This window comes from Gammaproteobacteria bacterium, from assembly GCA_036381015.1.
GTDB lineage: Bacteria > Pseudomonadota > Gammaproteobacteria > Steroidobacterales > Rariloculaceae > ZC4RG20.
Genome location: DASVDR010000010.1, coordinates 84,076 through 105,414 on the forward strand (window position 1 = coordinate 84,076; position 21,339 = coordinate 105,414).

Annotated in this window: 18 protein-coding genes and 1 tRNA gene; 11 read left to right on the forward strand and 8 right to left on the reverse strand. The window is 66.6% G+C overall.

Translation table 11 applies throughout. The features are described from left to right. Positions 1-110: 110 nt before the first annotated feature. From VF329_03920 to VF329_03935, 4 genes are all read left to right on the forward strand, one after another. Complete coding sequence (locus VF329_03920) at positions 111-440, forward strand: hypothetical protein (GenBank protein HEX7080139.1); 330 nt, start codon at positions 111-113, stop codon at positions 438-440. Between the two features lie 212 nt (positions 441-652). Beyond that, a complete protein-coding gene (locus VF329_03925) occupies positions 653-2,056 on the forward strand; it encodes a TrkH family potassium uptake protein (protein HEX7080140.1) in 1,404 nt (467 codons plus the stop codon). Positions 2,057-2,313: 257 nt separating this feature from the next. Then, complete coding sequence (locus tag VF329_03930) at positions 2,314-2,817, forward strand: hypothetical protein (protein HEX7080141.1); 504 nt, start codon at positions 2,314-2,316, stop codon at positions 2,815-2,817. Between the two features lie 216 nt (positions 2,818-3,033). Continuing rightward, positions 3,034-4,236, forward strand: coding sequence for a low temperature requirement protein A (locus tag VF329_03935; GenBank protein HEX7080142.1), 1,203 nt, complete (start codon positions 3,034-3,036; stop codon positions 4,234-4,236). 187 nt (positions 4,237-4,423) lie between these two features. Here VF329_03935 and VF329_03940 read toward each other — a convergent pair whose 3' ends face one another. The 3 genes from VF329_03940 to VF329_03950 form a co-directional block, all read right to left on the reverse strand. Continuing rightward, the gene (locus VF329_03940) at positions 4,424-7,381 is read right to left on the reverse strand and encodes a TonB-dependent receptor (protein ID HEX7080143.1); all 2,958 of its coding nucleotides are present in this window, start codon (positions 7,379-7,381) and stop codon (positions 4,424-4,426) included. A 493-nt stretch (positions 7,382-7,874) separates the two neighbouring features. Beyond that, entirely contained in the window at positions 7,875-8,843 is a 969-nt protein-coding gene (locus VF329_03945) for a phytanoyl-CoA dioxygenase family protein (protein HEX7080144.1), read from the reverse strand. A 251-nt stretch (positions 8,844-9,094) separates the two neighbouring features. Next, positions 9,095-9,415, reverse strand: a complete 321-nt coding sequence (locus VF329_03950) for a YciI family protein (protein HEX7080145.1) — start codon at positions 9,413-9,415, stop codon at positions 9,095-9,097. Positions 9,416-9,767: 352 nt separating this feature from the next. Between VF329_03950 and VF329_03955 the strand changes: the two genes are divergently transcribed. Further along, positions 9,768-10,322: a hypothetical protein gene (locus VF329_03955; GenBank protein HEX7080146.1), complete on the forward strand. Its 555-nt coding sequence runs from the start codon at positions 9,768-9,770 to the stop codon at positions 10,320-10,322. 117 nt (positions 10,323-10,439) lie between these two features. On the opposite strand, the gene VF329_03960 is transcribed toward VF329_03955, so the two are convergent. From VF329_03960 to VF329_03970, 3 genes are all read right to left on the reverse strand, one after another. After that, positions 10,440-10,583 (reverse strand): hypothetical protein, encoded by a 144-nt coding sequence (locus VF329_03960; protein ID HEX7080147.1) that lies wholly within the window; start codon positions 10,581-10,583, stop codon positions 10,440-10,442. A gap of 15 nt (positions 10,584-10,598) precedes the next feature. After that, complete coding sequence (locus VF329_03965; protein ID HEX7080148.1) at positions 10,599-12,065, reverse strand: putative sulfate exporter family transporter; 1,467 nt, start codon at positions 12,063-12,065, stop codon at positions 10,599-10,601. A gap of 253 nt (positions 12,066-12,318) precedes the next feature. Continuing rightward, positions 12,319-12,394: transfer RNA gene (locus VF329_03970), tRNA-Glu, on the reverse strand. A 74-nt stretch (positions 12,395-12,468) separates the two neighbouring features. On the opposite strand from VF329_03970, the gene pcnB reads away from it, so the two are divergent. The 3 genes from pcnB (at position 12,469) to panC (ending at position 15,458) form a co-directional block, all read left to right on the forward strand. Continuing rightward, positions 12,469-13,797: a polynucleotide adenylyltransferase PcnB gene (pcnB, locus tag VF329_03975; protein HEX7080149.1), complete on the forward strand. Its 1,329-nt coding sequence runs from the start codon at positions 12,469-12,471 to the stop codon at positions 13,795-13,797. Positions 13,798-13,846: 49 nt separating this feature from the next. Further along, entirely contained in the window at positions 13,847-14,521 is a 675-nt protein-coding gene (locus VF329_03980) for a deoxynucleoside kinase (GenBank protein HEX7080150.1), read from the forward strand. Between the two features lie 76 nt (positions 14,522-14,597). Further along, positions 14,598-15,458, forward strand: coding sequence for a pantoate--beta-alanine ligase (gene panC / locus VF329_03985; protein HEX7080151.1), 861 nt, complete (start codon positions 14,598-14,600; stop codon positions 15,456-15,458). 33 nt (positions 15,459-15,491) lie between these two features. On the opposite strand, the gene VF329_03990 is transcribed toward panC, so the two are convergent. After that, positions 15,492-16,469, reverse strand: coding sequence for a GGDEF domain-containing protein (locus VF329_03990; GenBank protein HEX7080152.1), 978 nt, complete (start codon positions 16,467-16,469; stop codon positions 15,492-15,494). 148 nt (positions 16,470-16,617) lie between these two features. After that, on the reverse strand, positions 16,618-17,721 hold the full coding sequence (queG, locus tag VF329_03995; protein HEX7080153.1) for a tRNA epoxyqueuosine(34) reductase QueG: 1,104 nt from the start codon (positions 17,719-17,721) through the stop codon (positions 16,618-16,620). Between the two features lie 60 nt (positions 17,722-17,781). Between queG and VF329_04000 the strand changes: the two genes are divergently transcribed. From VF329_04000 to VF329_04010, 3 genes are all read left to right on the forward strand, one after another. Then, positions 17,782-19,431: an NAD(P)H-hydrate dehydratase gene (locus VF329_04000; protein HEX7080154.1), complete on the forward strand. Its 1,650-nt coding sequence runs from the start codon at positions 17,782-17,784 to the stop codon at positions 19,429-19,431. Beyond that, positions 19,413-19,904, forward strand: coding sequence for a tRNA (adenosine(37)-N6)-threonylcarbamoyltransferase complex ATPase subunit type 1 TsaE (gene tsaE / locus VF329_04005; protein ID HEX7080155.1), 492 nt, complete (start codon positions 19,413-19,415; stop codon positions 19,902-19,904). Before VF329_04000 ends, tsaE begins: the two co-directional genes overlap by 19 nt. Before the next feature lie 101 nt (positions 19,905-20,005). Continuing rightward, a complete protein-coding gene (locus tag VF329_04010; protein ID HEX7080156.1) occupies positions 20,006-21,313 on the forward strand; it encodes an N-acetylmuramoyl-L-alanine amidase in 1,308 nt (435 codons plus the stop codon). Positions 21,314-21,339: the final 26 nt, after the last annotated feature.

Here is a 21,339-nt window from a genome sequence, read left to right on the forward strand (position 1 = left end):
CTTTTTGCTATGTCGGACTAAAAGAGGTGTCTGACACTTTTTTTTGGACCGAACTGGACGGCTGCTATGATCGTCGGTCCCCGCAAGGCATCGGACATGGAGGACGGCGGATGAGCTCGGCTTCAGCGCGCGGCCCGTTCACGCTCGTCGAGGAATGTGCCGGCGTCGGCGACGTGCATTGGCGCGGCCGGGTGTTCGCCGGCATCGCATACGAGATCGCGCGTTTTCAAGGCATGTTGCCGTCCGGGCTCCCCGTGCCGGGAGTTCATCGGCTGGAGGGCAAGGTGAGCCTCGACGGAGTGCCGGAGCGGCGCGAGCTCGTCGGCTCGGTGCTCACGTTGCGGCTCGAGGACGGGCGCTCGCTGAATCTCACGCTCGTTGCCGACGACGGGAGCGTGCTCGCCGAGGGCCACGGCCCGTCGAGGTGCACCTGCTGCTGAGCGACGGCCCGCGTCGTTCGACCTCGAGCCCTTCACGAAGAACGGCAGAACACAGCGAGCCCGGCGCGCCGCGACGGCGCGCGCGACGTCTCGAACGTGCCGTACGTGATAGGTATTTGCGGGACGCCACACTAGAATACCGCCTGCCCCGCTGCTCGTTCGCGTCGTATTTGAACCTTACCGTCATAATCCGGACGCTGGGCGTGCTGTTCATGCTGTTCAGCACGACCCTGATACCGCCTTTGGCGGTCTCGCTGTACTATTCCGACGGCGAAGCGACGCATTTCTCGATCACCTTCGCTATCGCCGCAATCGTCGGCGTCGCTTTGTGGCTTCCGCTGCACCGGCATCCCACCACGATCCGCACGCGCGACGGCTTCGCGATCGTCGCCTTCATGTGGACCGCGATCAGCGTTCTCGGCAGCGTGCCGTTCCTGCTCGCGCTCGACATCTCGTTCGCCGATGCGATGTTCGAGTCGGTGTCCGGCTACACGACGACCGGCGCGACCGTGCTCGTCGGGCTCGACGAGCTTCCGCGATCGATGCTTCTGTACCGGCAAGAGCTGCAATGGCTCGGCGGCATCGGCGTCATCGTGCTCTCGGTGGCGTTGCTGCCGATGCTCGGGATCGGCGGCATGCAGCTCTATCGCGCCGAGGTGCCGGGCCCGTTCAAGGACGAGCGGATGACGCCGCGGGTCGCGCGCACGGCCCGACGGCTCTCGGAGCTCTACCTCGGGTTCACGGTCGCCTGCGCGCTCTGCTACTGGCTGGCCGGCATGGACCTCTTCGACGCGATCGGTCACGGCATGGCGACGGTCGCGACCGGAGGCTATTCGACGCACGATGCGAGCATCGCTTACTACGACAGTCTTCTGATCGAAGCGATAGCGATCGTGTTCATGATGATCGGCGGCATCAACTTCAGCGTCCACTTCCTCGCATGGCGGGCGCTGCGCTTGCGGCTCTACGGTCAGGACACGCAGACCCGCGCGTTCGTGCTGATCGTCGCCGCGCTCAGCCTGTTCGTCGCCGCCGTGCTCTACGTCACGGGCACGTACGACAGCGTCCTGGAGGCTTTGCGCTACGGCACGTTTCAGGTCGTTTCCGTGATCACGACGACCGGGTTCGCGACTGCGAATATCGCGATCTGGCCGCTCGCACTTCCCGTCCTGTTGATCTTCTCGAGCTTCATCGGCGGATCTGCGGGCTCCACGTCCGGCGGATTGAAGGTGATCCGCGTGGTGATCCTGGTGAAACAGGCCGGCGTGCATCTCCAGCGGCTGATCCATCCCCGCTCGCTGTATCCGGTCCGGATCGACGGCCGCATCGTCTCCGACAGCATCATCGACGGCATCTGGGGGTTCTTCACTGTCTACGTGGCCGTGTTCGCGCTTTTGATGGTCGTGCTGATGCTCGACGGAGTGGATCAGGTCACGGCCTTCGGAGCCGTCTCGACGTCGCTCAACAATCTCGGCCCCGGGCTCGGCGACGTCGCAATTACCTTTCAGACGCTGAGCGACCACAGCACGCTTCTGATGGCGTTCTCGATGCTGCTCGGCAGGCTCGAGATCTTCACGTTCCTGGTCCTCCTGACGCCCGCGTTCTGGCGCCGCTGACGGCGTCAGCCGGCCCGCGCCGCAGGCGCGCGGGCCGACGGTGGCCCGATCGTCCGCCGTTCCTATAATAGGGCCGGCCGCCGTAGCAGAACGTCGCAGAACGTCATTCCCGCCGACAAGAAGGAGGCATCGCGATGAAGACTGCCCTGGGGAGATTAGCGGGTTCTCGATACGCCGCCGCGATCGGCGCGGTACTTTGTTTCATGCTCGGCGGCTCCGCCGCCGGGCAAGGGGCCTCCCCCGAATCGATCGTCGAGATGCTCCGTGAAGGCGGTTACGTGCTGGTGATGCGTCATACGAGCTCGCCCCGGGAGGCTCCGGAGCCGAGGGAAGCGGACCCGAGAAACGTCAACCGCGAGCGCGAGCTCGACGATCTCGGACGAGCGCATGCCACTGCCGTCGGGTACGCTTTTCGCGCGCTCGACGTCGACATCGGCGTCACGATGTCGAGCCCGACGTTTCGCGCGATCGAAACATTGATCTATCTGGGCTACAAGCATCCGCAGGTCGTCGACGAGCTGGCGCCGGGCGAAGAGAACGGCGAGTGGCTCCGCCGAAAGGCGGCCGAGGCGCCGGCCGAGGAAGGCACGAACACGCTGATCGTGACGCACGCGCCGAACATCTCCGCCGCGTTCGGCGACGCTGCCGACGGCGTCGCGGAAGGGGAGACGCTCGTGATCGACCCGCGAGGGGGCACGGCGGAGGTGGTCGGCAGGATCACGGTCAAGGAGTGGGCCGTGCTCGCCGTCGAGCAGACGTAGCCGTCGGCCGCGCTCGCCGTCGCGCGGAGGTAGCCCCCTCGACCCGACCCGTCGAGCAGCGGCACGCCGAGCGTCGACAGGTAGCCGGGCTCACGACTCGATCGTTGACGATGTGGCGGATGATCTCCTGCTGCCGCGGGAAACCGCGAATCTCGCCGTTCGGCAGTATAGTGAGTGCGGAGGACGGGCGCGGCGGGTGCCTGTCGGCAGCTGCAAATGATCCAGTCAGCACCCACGTTGCTACGCCGGCACGACGGCATCGACGGCGGCCGCGTCACCCCGGTCGAGCTCTTCTTCGATCTCGTATTCGTATTCGCAGTCACGCAGCTGTCCCACGCGCTGCTCGCGCAACCGATCCCGCTGCGCGCGGCGCAGGTCTCCTTGCTCCTGATCGCGGTGTGGGGGGTCTGGATTTACACGTCCTGGGTCACCAACTGGCTGGACCCCGAGCGGATTCCGGTGCGGCTCTGTCTCTTCGCGCTGATGCTGGCAGGAGTCGTGCTTGCGGCCTCGATTCCGGAAGCATTCGCCGAGCGCGGGTCGGCATTCGCCGGCGCGTACGTGTTCATGCAGGTGGGTCGTACGCTCTTCTTTCTGTGGGCGGCGCGGCGTGCGCCCGTCCGGATGATCCGCAACTTTCAGCGCATTCTGGCGTGGCTCGTCGTCTCGGGCCTGTTCTGGATCGCGGGCGGCTTCTCTCGAGAGGAGACGCGATTCGCATGGTGGGCGGCCGCGTTGCTGCTGGAGTACATCTCTCCGTGGCTCTACTTCTGGGTGCCTGGGCTCGGGCGGTCCAGCATTGCCGATTGGAACATCCACGGCGGCCACATGGCCGAGCGCTGCGCGCTCTTCGTGATCATTGCGCTCGGCGAGTCGTTGTTGGTTACCGGAGCGACTTTTGCGGAGCTGGCGTGGAGCGCCGAGACGCTCGGCGGGCTGACAATCGCCGTCCTGAGCAGCATGGCGATGTGGTGGATCTATTTCGACACCGGCGCTCCGCGGGCTCAGCACCGAATCGAACGTGAGGCCGATCCCGGACGCCAGGGACGCATGGCATATACCTATCTGCATTTGCTGATCGTGGGCGGCATCATTGTCAGCGCCGTGGCCGACGAGCTGGTGCTGGTGCACCCGGACCAAATCACCGATGCGGGCATCGCCGCGATCATCGGCGCTCCGGCGCTGTATCTGCTCGGCAACGCTCTGTTCAAGTGGGTAACGAACGTGCGGCGCGCGCCGCCGTTGTCCCACGTGGTCGGTCTGCTGCTGTTCCTCCCGCTGCTCCCGTCGGCATTCGCGCATAGGTTTTCGGCACTGATGCTCAACGCGATTGCGCTCGGCATCCTGATCGTCGTCACGGGATGGGAGAGCATCGCGATCCGCAAACCGCTCGCGCCGGCATCGGCCAACCGTCGGTGAACCGGCGACGCCGTCGGCGTCAGGCCTTGCCGTCGCCGCGCGACTTGCCCTTCGAGCGCCTGGTTCGACCGAATCAGCGCGGGGGGGGCATCGGTGGCTGCCGACCGCGGCAACAAGAAAAGCGGGCGGGGAACGCTCGTTCCGCCGCCCGCCACCCGAGTTTAGAGCATTACGATCCCAGCTCGACTCAGAATGCAACCCCGAGAGAGACGAAGAAGCGCCGCCCGAGCTGGTCGTAGTCCGATGTGGTCGAGCCCCGCGCTTCGTTCACGCCGGGCAGGACGCCGACCCGATTCGGCTCGCGGTCGAACACGTTTTCGATACCCGCTCGCAGAGTGTAGGCGTCGTTGATGGCCCAACGGCCTGTGATGTCGAAGACGTCGAAAGACTTCGTGTCGAGCTGGTCGGCCTCGGGGTTGGTGACCTTCGCCGTGTTCCTCGCGCTCGGCAAGTGACGCCAGTTCAGCGTAATGGACCCCGCGCCGAAGCTGTAGCCGAACGAGGCGTTCGACTTCCATCGGTAGCGGCCCACGGAATCGGAATAATCGAAGATCGGACCGCCCGGGTTGTTCTGAATCTCGTACTTGTCGAGATAGTTGATCAGCACGTTCGCGAAGAACCGTCCGCTGTTGCCGCCGAAGCCGGGCGCATCGATGCTCCAATTGAGAGCGGCGTCGACGCCCGAGGTCTCGATCTTACCCAGGTTTTCGAACTGGGCGATCGTCGCGACCCAGAAGCCGTTGGGCTGGCGCAGGATGCGCTGGCAGTAGTCGAAGTTCGGGTCGTAGGTGGGGTTGTTGCCCAGGCCGTTGAAGCACTCCTGGTACACGACCTGCGTCGACGCCGGCGCAATGGCTCCCTCGATTTCGATCTGGTAGTAGTCGAGAGTAAGGCTCGCGTCGCGCAACCACTCGGCTTCGAACGGGGAGCTGATCACCGTGCCGAAGGTCCAGGTGTCGGCCTCCTCGGAGTCGAGCTTCGGGTTGCCTTGGGTCAGATCGCGGCCCAGCGGGAAGTAGAACGGAACGTTCCCGACGTAGTTCTCGTCGATGACCGTGTTGCCGCCGTTGAGCGTCGTGCACAGCGCCTGCACCTGGGCGCGATCCGGGTTGGACGGCACGTTACCGTAGCTCGCCCGCGTGAGGATCGAGCACGGATCGTGGTCCGGCCAGCCCACGACCGAGAAGACCGGCGGCTGGAACAGCTCGGCGACGTTCGGCGCGCGGTTGGCCAGCTGGTATCCGCCGCGGAACTTCAAGTTATCGTTGACGGTCCAGTCACCGGTGCTCTTCCAGGTCGTCACACCCCCGATGTTGTCGTAGTCGGAATACCGGACACCGAGATTCAGCTCGAAGCTCCTTACGAACTGCCTGTCACGGAGAACCGGCAGCAGCAACTCGGCGTAGATTTCCTTGACTTCCACGGAGCCGTGCGTCTCGGTGGTGTCGAAGAGACCCAGCGTGTGTGACACGATGTTCGACGTCGAGATGCCTTTGTCGGGCGTGTAGTCGAACTTGTTCCGTCGCCAATCGGCACCGAGGGCGAAGCGCAGCTCGCCGGCCGGCAGATTGGCGGCGGCGCCCTGAATGTTCACCTCCGCCTGGTCCTGAGTGATGTCCGTGCCCGTATTGATGTCGGGGCTCAGGATTTCGACGCAGTCCTGGGAAACCGCCTGATCGATGAACGGGTTGATGCCGGTGGTACAGGAGGCCTCACGGCCCAGACGCCCATTGCTGAACTTGGCGCCCGTGCCGTAGTTCGGCTGGTTGATGAGCTCCTGATAATTCGCCCAATCGATGTACCCGTCGTATCTCACCTGTTGGTTCGTGACGCCGTGCGAGACGAAAAAGTCGTACGTCCAGTCCCTGACGCCCAGGTCGCCGCGGAAACCGGTCACGAGCTCGAAGGTGTTCGTGCTGTTGTGCAGCTCCGTCAGACCGATGCCGAGCCTGTCGGCGCTGGTCTGAAAGACCCAGGGCGACATTGGTCCCGTCCCCGGAACCGGATTGCCGAATCCATCGATCGACGTCGTCCGCGAATCGAGAAGTGTCGCGAGGGAGTCCGGAATCGGGTGCTCGCCGTCGCGCGGAACCGTCACGGTCCATTGATTGAAGGCGATGACGTAGGTGCCGGGACGAGTGGTGAGCTCCTTGTGATCCAGATTGCCTTGAATGTAGAGCTCCACATTGTCGGCGACGTCGTAGTGGCCGGCGAGGAAAGCCGAGTAGTCCTCCAGCGGCAGGGACAGGTAGCCTTCGGTCGTGTTGCTCTGGAGAGCACCGTTGCTCCCGATCTTGTATTCCGGATAGAGAGGGCCCGTGTAGCCTACAGCCGGGTCCCCGGAGACGATGCCTTGAGAGGGAACGAAGATCGTAGCCTCGTTCGTCGTCGCGCCCGGCTGGAAGTAGAAGGCCGAGGTACGGCTGCTCACGTCTCCCGGCGGCTGTCCCGGAAAAACGGCATCGACCGCTGCCTGCGTCACGCCGCCCCCTGCGTAGGCGGGGAATCTGGGCTGGCTGCCGCCCGTCGTATCGGGATCCGTCCAGGCCGACGAGAAGAAGTCGTGATTCTTCTCGTAGGCCGGCTTGCGTCGGGCGTAGCCCAAGCCGAGCATCACGTTGCCGCGGTCGTCCGCGAAGTTCGTGCCCATCAGCATCGAAAGCTTGTATTCCTCGCCGTCGCCCGCCTGCGTGGCGCCGTACGAGGTGTCGAAGCCAAAGCCTTGGAAGTCGCGCTTCAGCCTGAAGTTGACGACACCGGCGACGGCGTCGGCGCCGTAGGTCGAGCCCGCGCCGCCGGTGATGACCTCGACGGTGTCTATTGCGAGCGTCGGAATCGTGTTCAGGTCGACCGCCAGGCTGGCGTTGGCCGGCTGCCGCCTCCGGCCGTCCACGAGGACGAGGGTACGGTTGGCGCCGAGGTCCCGGAGATTGGCGGTGGCCATACCCGGGCTATCGGTCGGCGTAGCCTGAGTGGAACCGGCATCGGTGAATTGATTCGAGCCCGGTGCGAACTGCGGCAGCTTGCTGAGCTGCTGGTCGATGCTGACCGCGGACGTGTTCGTCAGGCTATCGCTCGTGATCGTCAACAGCGGGCTGTCGGAAGACGCGTCGCGCCGCAAGATGCGCGAGCCGGTGACGATCACTTCTTCTATCCCTGCAGTGTCCGGACTGCCGGCGTCTTGAGCGAATGTCGGTGCCGCAAGCGCCAGAGCAATAGACAGCGCACTGCTGCGTAGAGGAAGCATGTTGCCCTTTGCGTCATATAGTGTGTTCATGGTTTCCTCCCTCGGCTCGTTATGGTTGGTCTACGTATGCAACAACATCTCGAGTATAGAGCGTTCTCGGAATTGTTCACCTGCTAGGCAATTTGCCGGGTCGGCAGACGCCGGGAAGGGGTAGGGGGTATTTACCGCGAAATGGCTTCCAAGCGGATCATCCGGCGTTTGCTCTACGCCGTGACTGGGCGAGATCCGGTGTCGCGATCGATGTCGCGTCCGGGTGTCTGTGAATCCATCCAAGATGAACGCAGGCTCGGGGAACGGCCATGAAGAAATTCTTGGCCATCTACATGGCACCGAGGACGCGCTCAGGCGATCGCGGTGGAACGAGCTGGACGAAGAGCAGCGTAAGGCGCGCTTAGCGATGCTCCGCATGCGGCGCTCGAGCCTCGGCTCGGAACCTGCTCAGCGTTCGCTTGAGTCGCGTGTAGAGATCGAAGATCGACCAGTCGCGCTCGGTGTGTGCGATCGGATGCGGCCCGTCGAAGCGGGGATCGGCGGCCTCGCGAGCAGGCTGGAATCTCACGTCGATCGAGGCACGAAAGCCCCCCGTGCGGTTATCGAGCGTCGCATGCAAGCAGCGTGTGCTGAAGATGACGACGTCGCCCATCGCGAAGTCGGCGCTGAGCCAGCGAGTGCCGAATTCCTCGCGCGTTCTGTCCGGCCGCTTACTGTACGTGCCGCCGCGCAGGAGCATCCCGTGCTTCACGCGCACCGCGTCGAAGATTCCGAGACGATCCGCGTCCATCTTCAGGTACGAACGCGTGAGCAGATTGTCGCGGTGCGAATTCTCGAGAATCATCAACGGTCCGAGCGTCAGCGGCATGTCCATCAACGGCATCCAAGCAGACAAGAGGTTTGTCGTGCCGCGGCACATGTAGATCCAGTCGCAATGCGGCAACTCGGCCCTGCCCGGGCCGGCGACCCGGGGCCAGTGATAGTCGAGGGGCCTGACGTCCTCGCCGAAAATCCTCGTGAATACTTCGACCAGAGCGGGCTGCCTCGTAAGCGCACGCAGCTCGATCTTGCTCAAGCCGTCGAGTACCCGATACAGACAGGCGCCACGGCGCGCCGGAAACATGTGCGCCCCGCGGTCGCCGGCTGCATCGAGCACGCCGAGGCGCGATAGCTCGGCGCCGACGAGCTTTTGCACGCGTCGCAGGACGCTCACATCGAGCAGCCCGCGAAGGAATACATAGCCGTCTTGCGCGAGTCGCTCGCGCAGCTCCGGTCCATCGGCGGCATGCGGAGTAGAGTCGCGCAACGAGCCGAACGTCGAGGGTCCATGATCCACGACGTAGCCATTCGACGTGAGCGCTGGCGTCACGATGTTCGCTCCGATGTCGGTCCTGGGTGAGGACCACCACTCTCCTTGAGCTCAGCCGGGACGAACCCGTCCCGAGCTCCGAACCGACCTCAGCGGTTGCCTGGAGCCTTTGCGAGTCGCATCGACTATATTCGCGCGCGTTAGCGCTCTCATCCTGTCGTAGGAAAGTGACAGGGTGCGGGAGGCTCGATGCGGGCTAGTGACGGTTTCCGGGTGTCGAGCGGCGCGCGGCGCGACCTCGGCCGAAAGTGTCAGCCGGGATTCGTATGCCGCATCCGGCGGTCGGCCTCGATGCGCTCCCCGACGTCTGCAGCCCGCTGACTCGCGCGAAATTCGATGATCCGATAGTCGGCGAGCCCGTGCTTGACGAACGGGTCCTGCTTGACGACGGCCTCGATTTCCTCCTTGCTGCCCCCGGTCGCAAGGACGATGCCGCCGTCGCGAGGGATTTTGCGGCCCGAGACGAGAAACGTGCCGGCGGCGTAGTGCTTGTTCAAAAACGCCATGTGCGAGCGCATGTGTGCGTCGATCTCGCCGAGATCCGCCTTGTAGATGAGCTCGATGACGAACATTCGTGTGCGCTCCGGCCCCTTGGCGGAAGCCTACGACGTACGAAGCCGAAGGTTCAACGATCGGCAGCGCTACCGAGCGACGCGTCGACCTGCGCTTGCTATCCTCGGCTGGCTTCGAGACAGCAAAAGCGGCGTACTCCTCGTCGGACCGAGCTCGACCACAACGGCGCGGGAGGCGGCGCGCACTCGGCTCGACGACAGCGGCCGGAGCCAATCATCGGGAGGCCTCGGCACCCGCGATCGTCCGGCATCACCCTCGAGGGTTTCGTAGACATGGAGGTCGACACGAGGACCGTGCCGTTCCGTACGGTCGTCAGCCTTCAATGACTACGACGAGCAGGAGGGTTTTCAGATGAAGCTGCTTTGCCCGGCGCTCTACGCCGCCTCGATGTCTTTGGCAGCCTCTCAGGGCGTGTACGCTCAGCCTCCCGACGATACGCCGCACGCCGATCACTCGGTCGAGGGCTCTGGACCCCTGGTCGACCTGGTGCGCCGCGAGACGCGGCGTTACCGGAACGTGGAGAATGCCGTGGAAGACGGCTATGAGCCGGGCCCCTGCGTCAGCGGGCCCGAAGAAGGCGCGATGGGGATTCACTACGTCAAGGCGAGCCTGATAGGGGACGGACTCGTGGACCCGGCGACGCCCGAAGCGCTGATCTACGAGCCGCAACCGAACGGCGCGTTGAGGTTGGTCGGCGTCGAATACATCACGTTGGCCGAATTCTGGCCCGACCCCGACAGGCCCGTGCTGGCCGGCCATCTCTTGAATTTCGTCGGCGCACCGAACCGGTACGGGCTCCCGGCGTTTTTGGAGATCCACGTGTGGGCGTGGCGGCGCAATCCCAACGGCACGTTCGTGGACTGGAACCCGAACGTCTCCTGCGACGCGATGCCGCTTCCCAATTGACGAACGTCGCGCCGAGGCTCGCGCCGTGCCGTGCGCCTCCGCGGAGGGAATCTTTGCTAAGCCTCTCCGCGGGCGTGTGCGCTCCGGTTCTCTTCGACTGCGATCAAAGCGCTCCCGCTACGCGCGAGTCGCCGCGAACAGGATCACGAGCAACACGACGCCGAGCCCCAAGCTCCAGCCGATCAGCTTCTTTTCGATCGGCAGCAGGGGTTCGGCCGGCGGTGCTTTGCGAACCTCGGCGCCCACATCGACTTCTGACATCGCCGTACTCCTGCCTCAGCCGCTCGCAAGCGGCGGCTTGATACCGCTGAAAAAGACCCAGGAAATGAGCAAGCCGGCCCAGATGATGAACCCGAACAAGCACACGACATACACTGCGGCGAGCTTGCCGATGCCCTCCTGCCAGAGCCTTCGGAAATTCGCGGCGACACCGATCGAGAAGAACGTCAGCGTGAAGAAGACGCCGCGAAACACGTTGGCCTCGCTCACGACGGACTTCAGCTCCGCCTTGACCTCGGGCGACACGCCGAGGGCGATGGCCAGCGTAGCGGCGAACGTGACGACATAGCCGAGGATGAACTTCGGAAACCGCTGCCAGATCTCTCGGCCGCGCGCCTTGTCGCCCGGGCGCACGTCGACGTGGTTGGTCCAGATATAGGCGAGAACGAATGCCCAGATGCCGATGAAGATATCGATGAAGACCTTCACGGTCGTGGCGGCACCGAGGATCCAGCCCGCCTCGTAATTGATCCCCTGTGCCGCCGACTTTGCGAGGATCAGGGATTCGGCAATCGTCCCGCTCGCTACCGCCGCGCCGTCCGTCTTGACCGCGAGCCCGAGCCAGCTGCCGGCGACCAAGGGCTCATGGGCCAGGAAGGCTTGCGCCGCGAACGGCAGAACGAGCAGCTCCACGACGGCGAAGATCACGACCAGCGAGGACACGACCACCGGCACGAGCGGGCGCGCGCGGATGGCGCCGCCGGTAGCGATCGCCGCGGAAACACCGCAAATGGAGATGCCGGAGGCGAGCGGCACGGCCCATTCCCGGCTGAACCCGAACCAGCGCCGCGTGACGTAGTACACCACTGCCCAGTAGATGAGGTACGCCTCGATAATGGCCGCGAAGCCGCGCCACAAGACCGTGGTCGCGAGGCTCAGCCGTTCCGCCGCGCTCACCGCGAGGAACGCGCCGAGGATCACGATGGCGGTCTTGATGTAGAGCTCGGAGCGGATCGCCGGGCGTAGCCAGTCCGCGAAGCGGGGAAACGCATTGGAGATGATTAGGCCGACGATGAGCGCGACGACATAGCCGCCTTCGTTCGTGAGCCGCAGCGACCACGAGATGCCGAATCTCTCCTGCTCGGCCGGCGTGGTGACCGCGAGATGCGCATAGCTGCCGACGATCCAGCTCAGGTAAGCCAGCCAGAACACGACGCTGAACGCCGCGGCGAAGTGCTTGATGTCGAGCTTCAACGCGGCCGCGCTCGCGGTGACCACCGCCAGCAGCACGACGTACGTGACGATCAGCGCGCCGACACCGCCCAAGGCGGAATAGGATTCCGATATGGGTGCAAGCGCAGTGCCGATATCGGTCCAAACGGCGGTCGTCACCGCCCAGCCGAGGAGGTCCGGGCCGGCGAGCCCTATCAGCGCGAGAAGGAAGAAGCCGAGCCCGATCCAGACTGCCAACCAATCTTCACTGATTCCGGAAGCAGAGTCGGTTCCGGAAATAGATTCGTCCATGGAGCTCCTTGGATTCTTCTCTCTTCTTTGCTTCTTCTCGCGCGACGCAACCTTAGCATCGGCGCGCCAGAGCGTTACGACGAAATAGTTACGAATGAATAACGGCGGGTCATGAGGGCGGTTTAGGGGCGCGTCGCGGGTTCTCGAGCGTCGGCGATGCCGGCGAGGGCGAGCAGGTCGACCTTTGGAATTGTCCGGAAAGCGTCCGGGTCGGCCGAGAGCTGCCCGACCGTCCCAAGTCCCTGACTGAGGCTGGCGCTCCCTACGAGAATCGAACTCGTGTTTCCGCCTTGAGAGGGCGGCGTCCTGGACCGCTAGACGAAGGGAGCGGCGGGTGCCTGGGCTCGGCGAGGGCTGCTATGATAGCCAGGATTCGACCGAGGTGAAACTACACGGAAGCTGTTTGAACTCAACGGATACTCAACCCCGGCCCCGGCCTCGGATCATTCCCCGCTCCGAGCACTCGATCAGCCGATCGAACGTCTCCGGCAACGCCCTCAAGGTCCTGTACCGGCTGAAGAATGCCGGCTACGCGGCGTTCATCGTCGGCGGCGGCGTGCGCGATCTGCTCCTCGAGCGGCACCCGAAAGACTTCGACGTCGTGACGGATGCGTTGCCGGAGGAGGTCGACCGGCTGTTCCGAAACTGCCGCCTGATCGGCCGGCGGTTCCGGCTGGCGCACGTGCGCTTCGGCCGTGACATCGTCGAGGTGGCCACGTTCCGCGCGGCCGGCAACGGCGCGGACGACGACCGCTCGCATTCCGACACCGGCCGCATACTGCGCGACAACGTCTACGGGACGATCGACGAGGACATCTGGCGCCGCGATTTCACGGTCAATGCGCTCTATTACAACATCGCCGACTTCACGGTCTGGGACTACACGACCGGGATGGAGGACATCAAGAGCCGCACGTTGCGGCTGATCGGCGATCCGGAAACGCGCTACCGGGAGGACCCGGTCCGAATGTTGCGTGCGGTGCGCCTCGCCGCGAAGCTCGGCTTCACGATCGCGCCCGAGACGGCGGAGCCGATTCCGCGCCTCGCCGAGCTCATTGCCGACGTGCCGGCCGCGCGCCTGTTCGACGAGGTGCTGAAGCTCTTCCATTCCGGCGAGGCGCTGAAGACCTTCGAGCTGCTGCGCGAGCACGGGCTGTTCCGCTATCTCTTCCCGCAGACCGCCGCGGTGCTCGAGGGGCCCGAAGGGGAAGCGGCGCTCGAGTTCGTCCGCCTCGGGCTCGCCAACACCGACGAGCGGGTGCGCGAGGACAAGCCGGTGACGCCGACGTTCCTCTATGCCGTGTTCCTGTGGCCCGTCATCCGGCAGGTCGCCGCGGAGCTCGAGCGCGAGCGCTGGAGCCCCGCGCTTGCGCTGACCGAGGCGGCGCACCGCGTCGTCGCCGAGCAGCAGCGGCATACGACGTTTCCGAAGCGCTATGCGATCCCGATGAAGGAGATTCTCGCGATGCAGCCGCGCTTCGAGAACCGCCGCGGCGCCCGGGCGGCGCGCCTGCTCGAGCACAAGCGCTTCCGCGCCGCATACGATTTCCTCGTGCTGCGCAGCCGCAGCGGGGAGGTGGACGCGGAGCTCGCGGAGTTCTGGACGAAAGTCCAGGAGCTCACGCCGGCCGAGCGGGTCGAAGCGTTCGGCAGCAAGCGCCGGCGGCAAGGCCGGCGCCGTCGCGGCGGCCGCAGCCGCCGCTCGTCGGACGGTGCATTCGACGCCGCGTGACCGTCCCTTTACCCGAGCCACGCGCCGCGGTCCGGCCGAGCAGCCGAGAATGAACGAGAGCCCGGGGGTAGTGCCGGTCGATGGGCCGAGATTCATCGTCGTCGAGGGGCCGATCGGCGTAGGGAAGACGAGCCTCGCGAAGCGTCTCGCGGAGAGCTTCGCGAGCGAGCTGATCCTCGAGCAGGCGGAGGAGAACCCGTTTCTCGAGCGCTTCTACCGCAACCGCCGGCATGCCGCGCTACCGGCCCAGCTTTTCTTCCTGTTTCAGCGCGCGCGGCAGATCGAGCAAATCCGCCAGGCGGACATGTTCTCGCCGGTGCGGATCGCGGACTTCCTGATCGACAAGGACCGGCTCTTCGCGGAGCTCAATCTCGACGCGAACGAGCTGCGGCTCTACGAGCAGGTCGCGGCCACGCTCGAGCTCGATCCGCCGAAGCCGGACCTCGTCGTGTATTTGCAGGCGCCTGCGAGCGTGCTGATGCGCCGCGTGGCGGCCCGCGGGATCGACTACGAGCAGCTGATCGACGAGGAATACCTCGAGAGGCTAGGCGAGGCCTACGCGCGGTTCTTCTACGATTTCGACGCGGCTCCGCTTCTGATCGTGAACGCAGCGTCGATCGATCCGATCCATCGGGAGTCCGACTATCAGGAGCTCCTGCGAATGATTCTCCGCATCCGGCACGGCCGCCACTACTACAACCCGGCGGCGGAGGCGCTCGGCTGACCGGGAGTTGGTGACGGCATAGGTATTTGCGGGACGCCACTTTAGAATCGAGGCGCAACGCTTTTCCCAACGAGGCGTGTCACGGTTGCTCACGCTGACGGTCCGAAACGAAGTGCGCGAGGCGATCGCAGGCTGGCGTGCGGCGCAGCAGACCGTCGCGCTCGTGCCGACGATGGGAAACCTGCACGACGGGCACCTCGGGCTCGCGCGCCTCGCCCGCAACGTCGCCGATCGCGTCGTGATGTCGATCTTCGTGAACCCCACGCAGTTCGGCGTGGGCGAGGACTTCGCCGACTATCCGCGCACGCTCGAGGAGGACCGCGCAAAGCTTGCGGCGGAAGGCACGGTCGATGCGCTGTTCGTGCCGTCCGAGCGAGAGATCTATCCATTCGGCACGGAGCGCGCCGTTCGCCTCGTCATGCCCGGGCTCGCCCACGAGCTCTGCGGCGCCAGTCGACCCGGGCACTTCGACGGCGTCGCGTCGGTCGTGTGCCGGCTGCTCAGCCTCGTTCGCCCCCAGGCGCTCGTGCTCGGCCGCAAGGACTACCAGCAGCTCGTCCTGCTCCGCTATCTCGTCGCCGATCTCGGTCTGCCGGTGAACGTCGTCTCCGGGGCGACGCGGCGCGAGGCCGACGGACTCGCGATGAGCTCGCGCAACCGTTACCTCGATCCGGAGGAGCGTCGGCGCGCGCCGGCGCTGCACGCAACGCTCGAGCAGGTGCGCGACGCGCTCGCGCAGGGCGCTGTGGATTACGCGCGCCTCGAGCAGGACGCCGCCGCGGCGCTCGCGCGAGCGGGATTCGAGCCGGAGTACGTGGAGATCCGGCGCGCCGACGATCTCGCTCGGCCGGCGCCGGGTACGGACCCGGACGAGCTGATCGTGCTCGGTGCGGCCCGTCTCGGCCGGGCTCGGCTCATCGACAACACGAGCCGCTGATCGGCGCGACCGCGCCGATCCCGCGCGCGGCCCTCAATGCACGCAGACGCGGTTCCGGCCGGCCTCCTTCGCCGCGTACATCGCGGCGTCCGCCCGGCCGACGAGATCGTCGAGCGTGTCCTCGGCTCGCGCTGCGCTCAGCCCGACGGAGATCGTCACCGGCGACGGGAGGCTCGCCGGCGATCGGGCGATCAGCTGCTCCCGGATGCGGTCGGCCGTCTGCGCCGCGCCGGTCTCGGCGGTGGCCGGCAGCAGGATCGCGAATTCGTCGCCGCCGAAACGGGCGATCAGGTCCGTCGGCCGAAGATACTCGCGCAGCGTGCCGGCGACGGCCGCGAGCACACGGTCGCCGGCCGTGTGACCGTAGTGATCGTTGAAGCGCTTGAAGTTGTCGACGTCCACCATCATCAGGCACAGCGGCGTGTCGTCGAGCTGCGCGCGCTGAAGCTCGCGCTCGAACATGTCCTGCATCCAGCGCCGGTTGCCGAGACCGGTGAGCGCGTCCGTCATCGCGTTCTTCTCCGCGCGGCGCAGGACGCCCAGGCTGTTCGCGATGTACTCGTTGTCCGACCGCACGCGCTCCGAGAGCACGACGAGCAAGTTTTTCGCGAACATGTGCGAGCGGTCGACCATCTGCCAGAGAATGCCGTGGCTGATGACCATAAGGTGCGATGCCTCGACGGCGATCACGTAGGCGGAAGGGTCCTTATCGTCGATCAGCGACATCTCGCCGGCACACGAGCCCGGCACCAGATCGGCGATCTTCGGCGCGTTCGGCCCGCCGAGGTGCACGGCGAGCTGTCCGCTCAGGACGACGTACACGCACTGGTTGTTCCGATCGGGCGAAAGGAGCACGTCGCCCTTCTTGACGTCCATTCGCCCGCAGCGCGCGAGCAGGTCGCCCATCGCCTCGGCATCGACGCCGCGAAACAAGGCGATGCTGTTCAAGAGCGAGCGCTTGAAGTCGGAGTCGACCCCCTGCGCCAGCGAATCGATGCTGACGGTATTCATCGGCCTCGGGGCATCCCTACGGCCGATCGTACTGAAGGCTCGGGCGGCCGAGCGTGACGCAGTTGGCACTCCCCCTCCAGTTGGACGCTCAACCCGGCACGGCGCCGCTCGACGCGGGAAGGCGCCGCTCGACGCGGGAAGGCGCCGCTCAACGCGGGAAGGTGCCGCTCGCCGTCGGCTGCGCAGCGCGCTGCCGCTCGAGCGCCCACGCGACGTGCTCGCGCACGATCGGCGATCGGTCGTGGCGGCGTGCGTCGAGCGCCGCGACGATCCGCGGATCGGGCGGCGCATTGCCGAGCGCGACGGCGATGTTCCGCAGCCAGCCTTCGTAGCCGGCGCGGCGGATCGCGCTGCCTTCGGTCCGCTTCGACCACTCTTCCTCGGTCCACGCGAAAAGCTCGACGAGGTCGGCCGAGTCGAGGCCGTGCCGCGGTGCGAAATCCGCGAGCGCCGCGGGCTTCGCGAACTTGTTCCACGGACAGAAGAGCTGGCAGTCGTCGCAGCCGAAGATGCGGTTGCCGATCGCCGGGCGCAGCGTCTCGGGGATAGGCCCGCGCAGCTCGATCGTGAGGTACGAGATGCAGCGGCGGGCGTCGAGCTCGTACGGCGCGACGATCGCTCCGGTAGGGCACACGTCGAGACACGCGGTGCAGCTGCCGCAGTGGGCCGTCACCGGCGCGTCGACCGGCAGCGGCAGGTCCGTGAAGATCTCGCCCAAGAAGAACCACGAGCCCGCGTCGCGGTCGAGCAGGTTCGTATGCTTGCCTATCCATCCGAGGCCCGCGTTCCGCGCGAGCGCCTTCTCGAGGACCGGCGCGCTGTCGGTAAAGACCCGGTAGCCGAACGGACCGATTTGCTCCTCGATCGACGCGGCGAGGCGCTGCAGCCGTCTCCGGAGCACCTTGTGGTAGTCGCGGCCGAGCGCGTACCGCGAGATGTAGGCGCGGCGGGGATCGCCGAGCGTTTCCTTCGCGTCCGCGGCTTGCGCCGGCCAGTAGTCCATGCGCGCGGAGATGACTCGGACCGTGCCCGGCACGAGCTCGGCAGGCCGCGATCGCTTTCGCCCGTGCCGTGCCATGTAGTCGAGCGCGCCGTGCCGGCCGAGCGCGAGCCAGCGCTCGAGGCGGGCCTCGTCCTCGCGCAGATCGATGCCCGCGATTCCGATCTTGCCGAAGCCGAGCGCCGCGGCACGCGCGCGAATCTCGGCCGCGAGATCGTTCAAGGCTTGCGGGCTCGGCGCTGTCGGGGTCATGCGGATTCGGTGCGGTCGTGGCGGGGAAGGGCGCACCACCGGGCTCAGTATAATGATTCGATGGTGCGCCTCCGCGACAACTTGCCGCGAGCCGTCTATACGGCGGCGCAGGTTCGAGAGATCGACCGGATCGCGATCGAGGAGCGCGGAATCGCGGGCTACGACCTGATGTGCCGCGCCGGCCACGCGGCGCTCGCGGTGCTGAAGGCGCGCTGGCCGGACGCGCACAAGATCGCCGTGTACTGCGGCGCGGGCAACAACGCCGGCGACGGGTACGTGCTCGCGCGGCTCGCCCGTGCGGCCGGAATGTCCGTGCGCCTCGAGGCCGCGGTGCCGCCGGTGCAGTTGCGCGGCGACGCGCGTCTCGCTTGGGAAGATTGCCGGGACGCGGGCGTCGCGGCCGAGCCGCTCGAGCCGGCCGATCCGGGCGGGGCGCATTTCGTGCCCGACGTGATCGTCGACGCGTTGCTCGGCACCGGCCTCTCGCGTCCGCTCGAAGGCGCGTTCGCCGCGGCCGTGCGGCACCTCAACGCGTCGGGCGCGCCGGTTCTCGCGCTCGACGTTCCGTCCGGGCTCGACGCCGATACGGGAAAGGCGCTCGGAGATGCGGTGCGCGCCGCGGCGACCGTCACGTTCGTCGCGCTGAAGCAAGGGCTCTTTCTCGGCGATGCGCCCGATTATCGCGGCGCGCTCGAGTTCGCGGATTTGATGATTCCGCCGGACGTCGCGCACGGGCTCGAGCCCGTCTTCGAGCGTCTCCACCCGAGCTCGCTGCGAGCCGCGCTGCCGCCGCGGCCGCGCTCGTCGCACAAAGGGTCGAACGGACGCGTGCTCCTCGTCGGCGGCGCGCCGGGGATGTCCGGCGCGATCCGCCTCGCGGCGGAAGCGGCGCTTCGTGTCGGCGCCGGTCTCGTTCACGTCGCGACGCATCGCGACAGCGTGCCGGTCGTCATGGCGGGCCGCCCCGAGCTGATGTGCCGCGCGGTCGACGGCGCGAGCGATCTCGATCCGCTGCTCGAGACGGCCGACGCCGTCGTGCTCGGCCCCGGTCTCGGGCGCTCGGACTGGGGACGTGCATTGTGGCGCCGGGTCCTCGACGCGCCTCAGCCGCTCGTCGTCGACGCCGACGGCCTGAACCTTCTCGCGGAGCGTCCGTACGCTCGCGGCAACTGGATCCTCACGCCGCACCCCGGCGAGGCGGGACGGCTGCTCGGCTGCGGAACCGGCGCCGTGCAGGACGATCGCCTCGCGGCCGTGCGGTCGCTCGCGTGCCGCTACCGCGCCGTCGCCGTGTTGAAGGGCGCATGCTCGCTCGTCGGCGTGCTCTGCGAGGACGGCTCCGTGGCCGCGCCCTTCGGGGAGGACGCGCGCACGGCGCCTCGGGGCAATCACGTCGGCGCCGCGCCGTCGGGCGAAGATGCCGGCGCTGCGCCGTCACGCGACGGCGGCACCGCGGCGTCGGGCGAGGACGCCGTCGCGGTCTCCGTCTGCGACTACGGCAATCCCGGCCTCGCGACCGGCGGCACGGGCGACGTGCTCGCGGGCGTGCTCGGCGGGCTGCTCGTGCAGACCCGTGACCTTGCGCTCGCTGCCCGCACCGGCGTGCTCCTCCATGCGCTCGCCGGTGACGACGCCGCCGCCGACGGCGAGCGCGGAACGGCGGCGAGCGATCTGATGCCCGCGCTACGCCGATGGGCGAATCCGGTCTGACGCGGCTGTTCAGCTCCCAGGAGGCGTTCGAGGCAGCTGCCGGCGAGACCGCGAGGCGTTGGGCCGCGCGCGAGCCGGGCTCGCTGCTCGTCGCGCTGCACGGCGATCTCGGCAGCGGCAAGACCACGTGGGTGCGCGCGATGCTTCGGGGGCTCGGCTATTCCGGGCGCGTGCCGTCACCGACCTATACGCTCGTGGAGCAGTACGCGCTCGAGCGGCTCAAGATCGTGCACCTGGATCTTTATCGGCTCGCCGCGGACGAGGAGCTCGAGAACCTGGGGCTGCGCGACTGGCTGGATGAGCCGGGCGTATGGCTGCTGGTCGAGTGGCCGGAGCGTGCGGCGTCGATCGAGACGCTCGCCGACCTCGTGCTGCGCTTCGAGATCGTGGATCCGGCCTCGCGCCGCGTCACGGCGGCTGCGCGCACGACAAAGGGGGCGGCGGCGGCCCGTGTTGCTGATCTCGATTCTTAAGTAGGTTTGCTAATGCTCTAATTCAGCTTGCAAAACGACTCAAAAGCCGATAGAAATAAGAATGACATAACCAAGAACCCGCAGGGAGGGTCGATTCGAGCATGCGCGCGTGGCTGCCGTACGTGTGGCTCATGGCATGGGTGGGCGTGTCGCTCCCGTGCGCGGCATCCGAAGTGGAGGGCGTCCGCGTTTGGTCGGGGCCCGAGGCCACCCGCGTCGTGCTGGATCTGTCCTCACCGGCCGATCACCGCATTTTCTCGCTCACGAATCCGCACCGGATCGTGATCGACTTGAAGCACACGTCGCTGCGGCACCCGATCCGGCTCGCCGAAGCGAAAGGTTACGTCGCGAACATTCGAACGGGCGAACGTCCCGGCGGCGAGCTGCGCGTCGTTCTCGATCTCACGCAAGCGGTGCGCCCGAAGAGCTTTCTGCTGCCCCCGGCCGAGCAATACGGCCATCGGCTCGTCATCGATCTCGAGCCTCGCACGGACCGGACCGTCCTGCGCGCTCCGCCGGCGGCCCCCGGCGGCCGCGACGTCGTCGTCGTGATCGACCCGGGGCACGGCGGCGAGGATCCCGGCGCGACGGGTAGGAACGGAATACGCGAGAAGGACGTCGTGCTCGCGATCGCGCGCCGTCTGGCCACGGAGCTCGAGCAGCAGCCCGGCGTGAAGCCCGTGCTGACGCGCACGGGTGACTATTACGTGGATCTCAATCGGCGCCGCGAGATCGCGCACGAGGTGCAGGCTGACCTCTTCGTGTCGATCCACGCCGACTCCTACCGCAACGCGAGCGCGCGCGGCGCTACGGTGTACGTGCTGTCGGAGCGGGGCGCGAGCGACGAGGTCGCGCGGCGGTTGGCCGAGCGGGAGAACGCGGCGGACCTCGTGGGCGGTGTGTCTCTCGCCGACAAGGATCCGGTGCTGCGGCAGGTCCTGCTCGATCTGTCGCAGAACGCCGCGATCAGCGCGAGCACCGCCGCGGGCGAGCGGCTCATCGACCGCCTCGGTACCGTCACCGACATGCGTAAGCGCCAGGTGCAGCGCGCGCGCTTCGTCGTCCTCAAATCCCCGGACATTCCGTCGGTGCTCGTCGAGACCGCCTACATCTCGAATCCGAAGCAGGAGGCCGCGCTCGACAACGAGAATTATCAGAGTTTGCTCGCGCGCGCGCTCTACGCCGGCATCCTCGACTACTTCCAGACGCACGCGCCGCCGAACAGCTATCTCGCGCTGAACCCGACCGAGCGCGTCGTGCTGCCGGTGCAGCACGTCATCACCCGCGGCGACACGTTGTCGGGCATCGCCGAGCGCTACAACGTGAGCCTTCCCGCGCTGAAGCGCTCGAATAGCCTGAAATCCGACGTCATTCGCGTCGGCCAGGTGCTCACGATCCCGCAGGGCTGACCGTTCATGTCCGGCGGCCGCGGGCC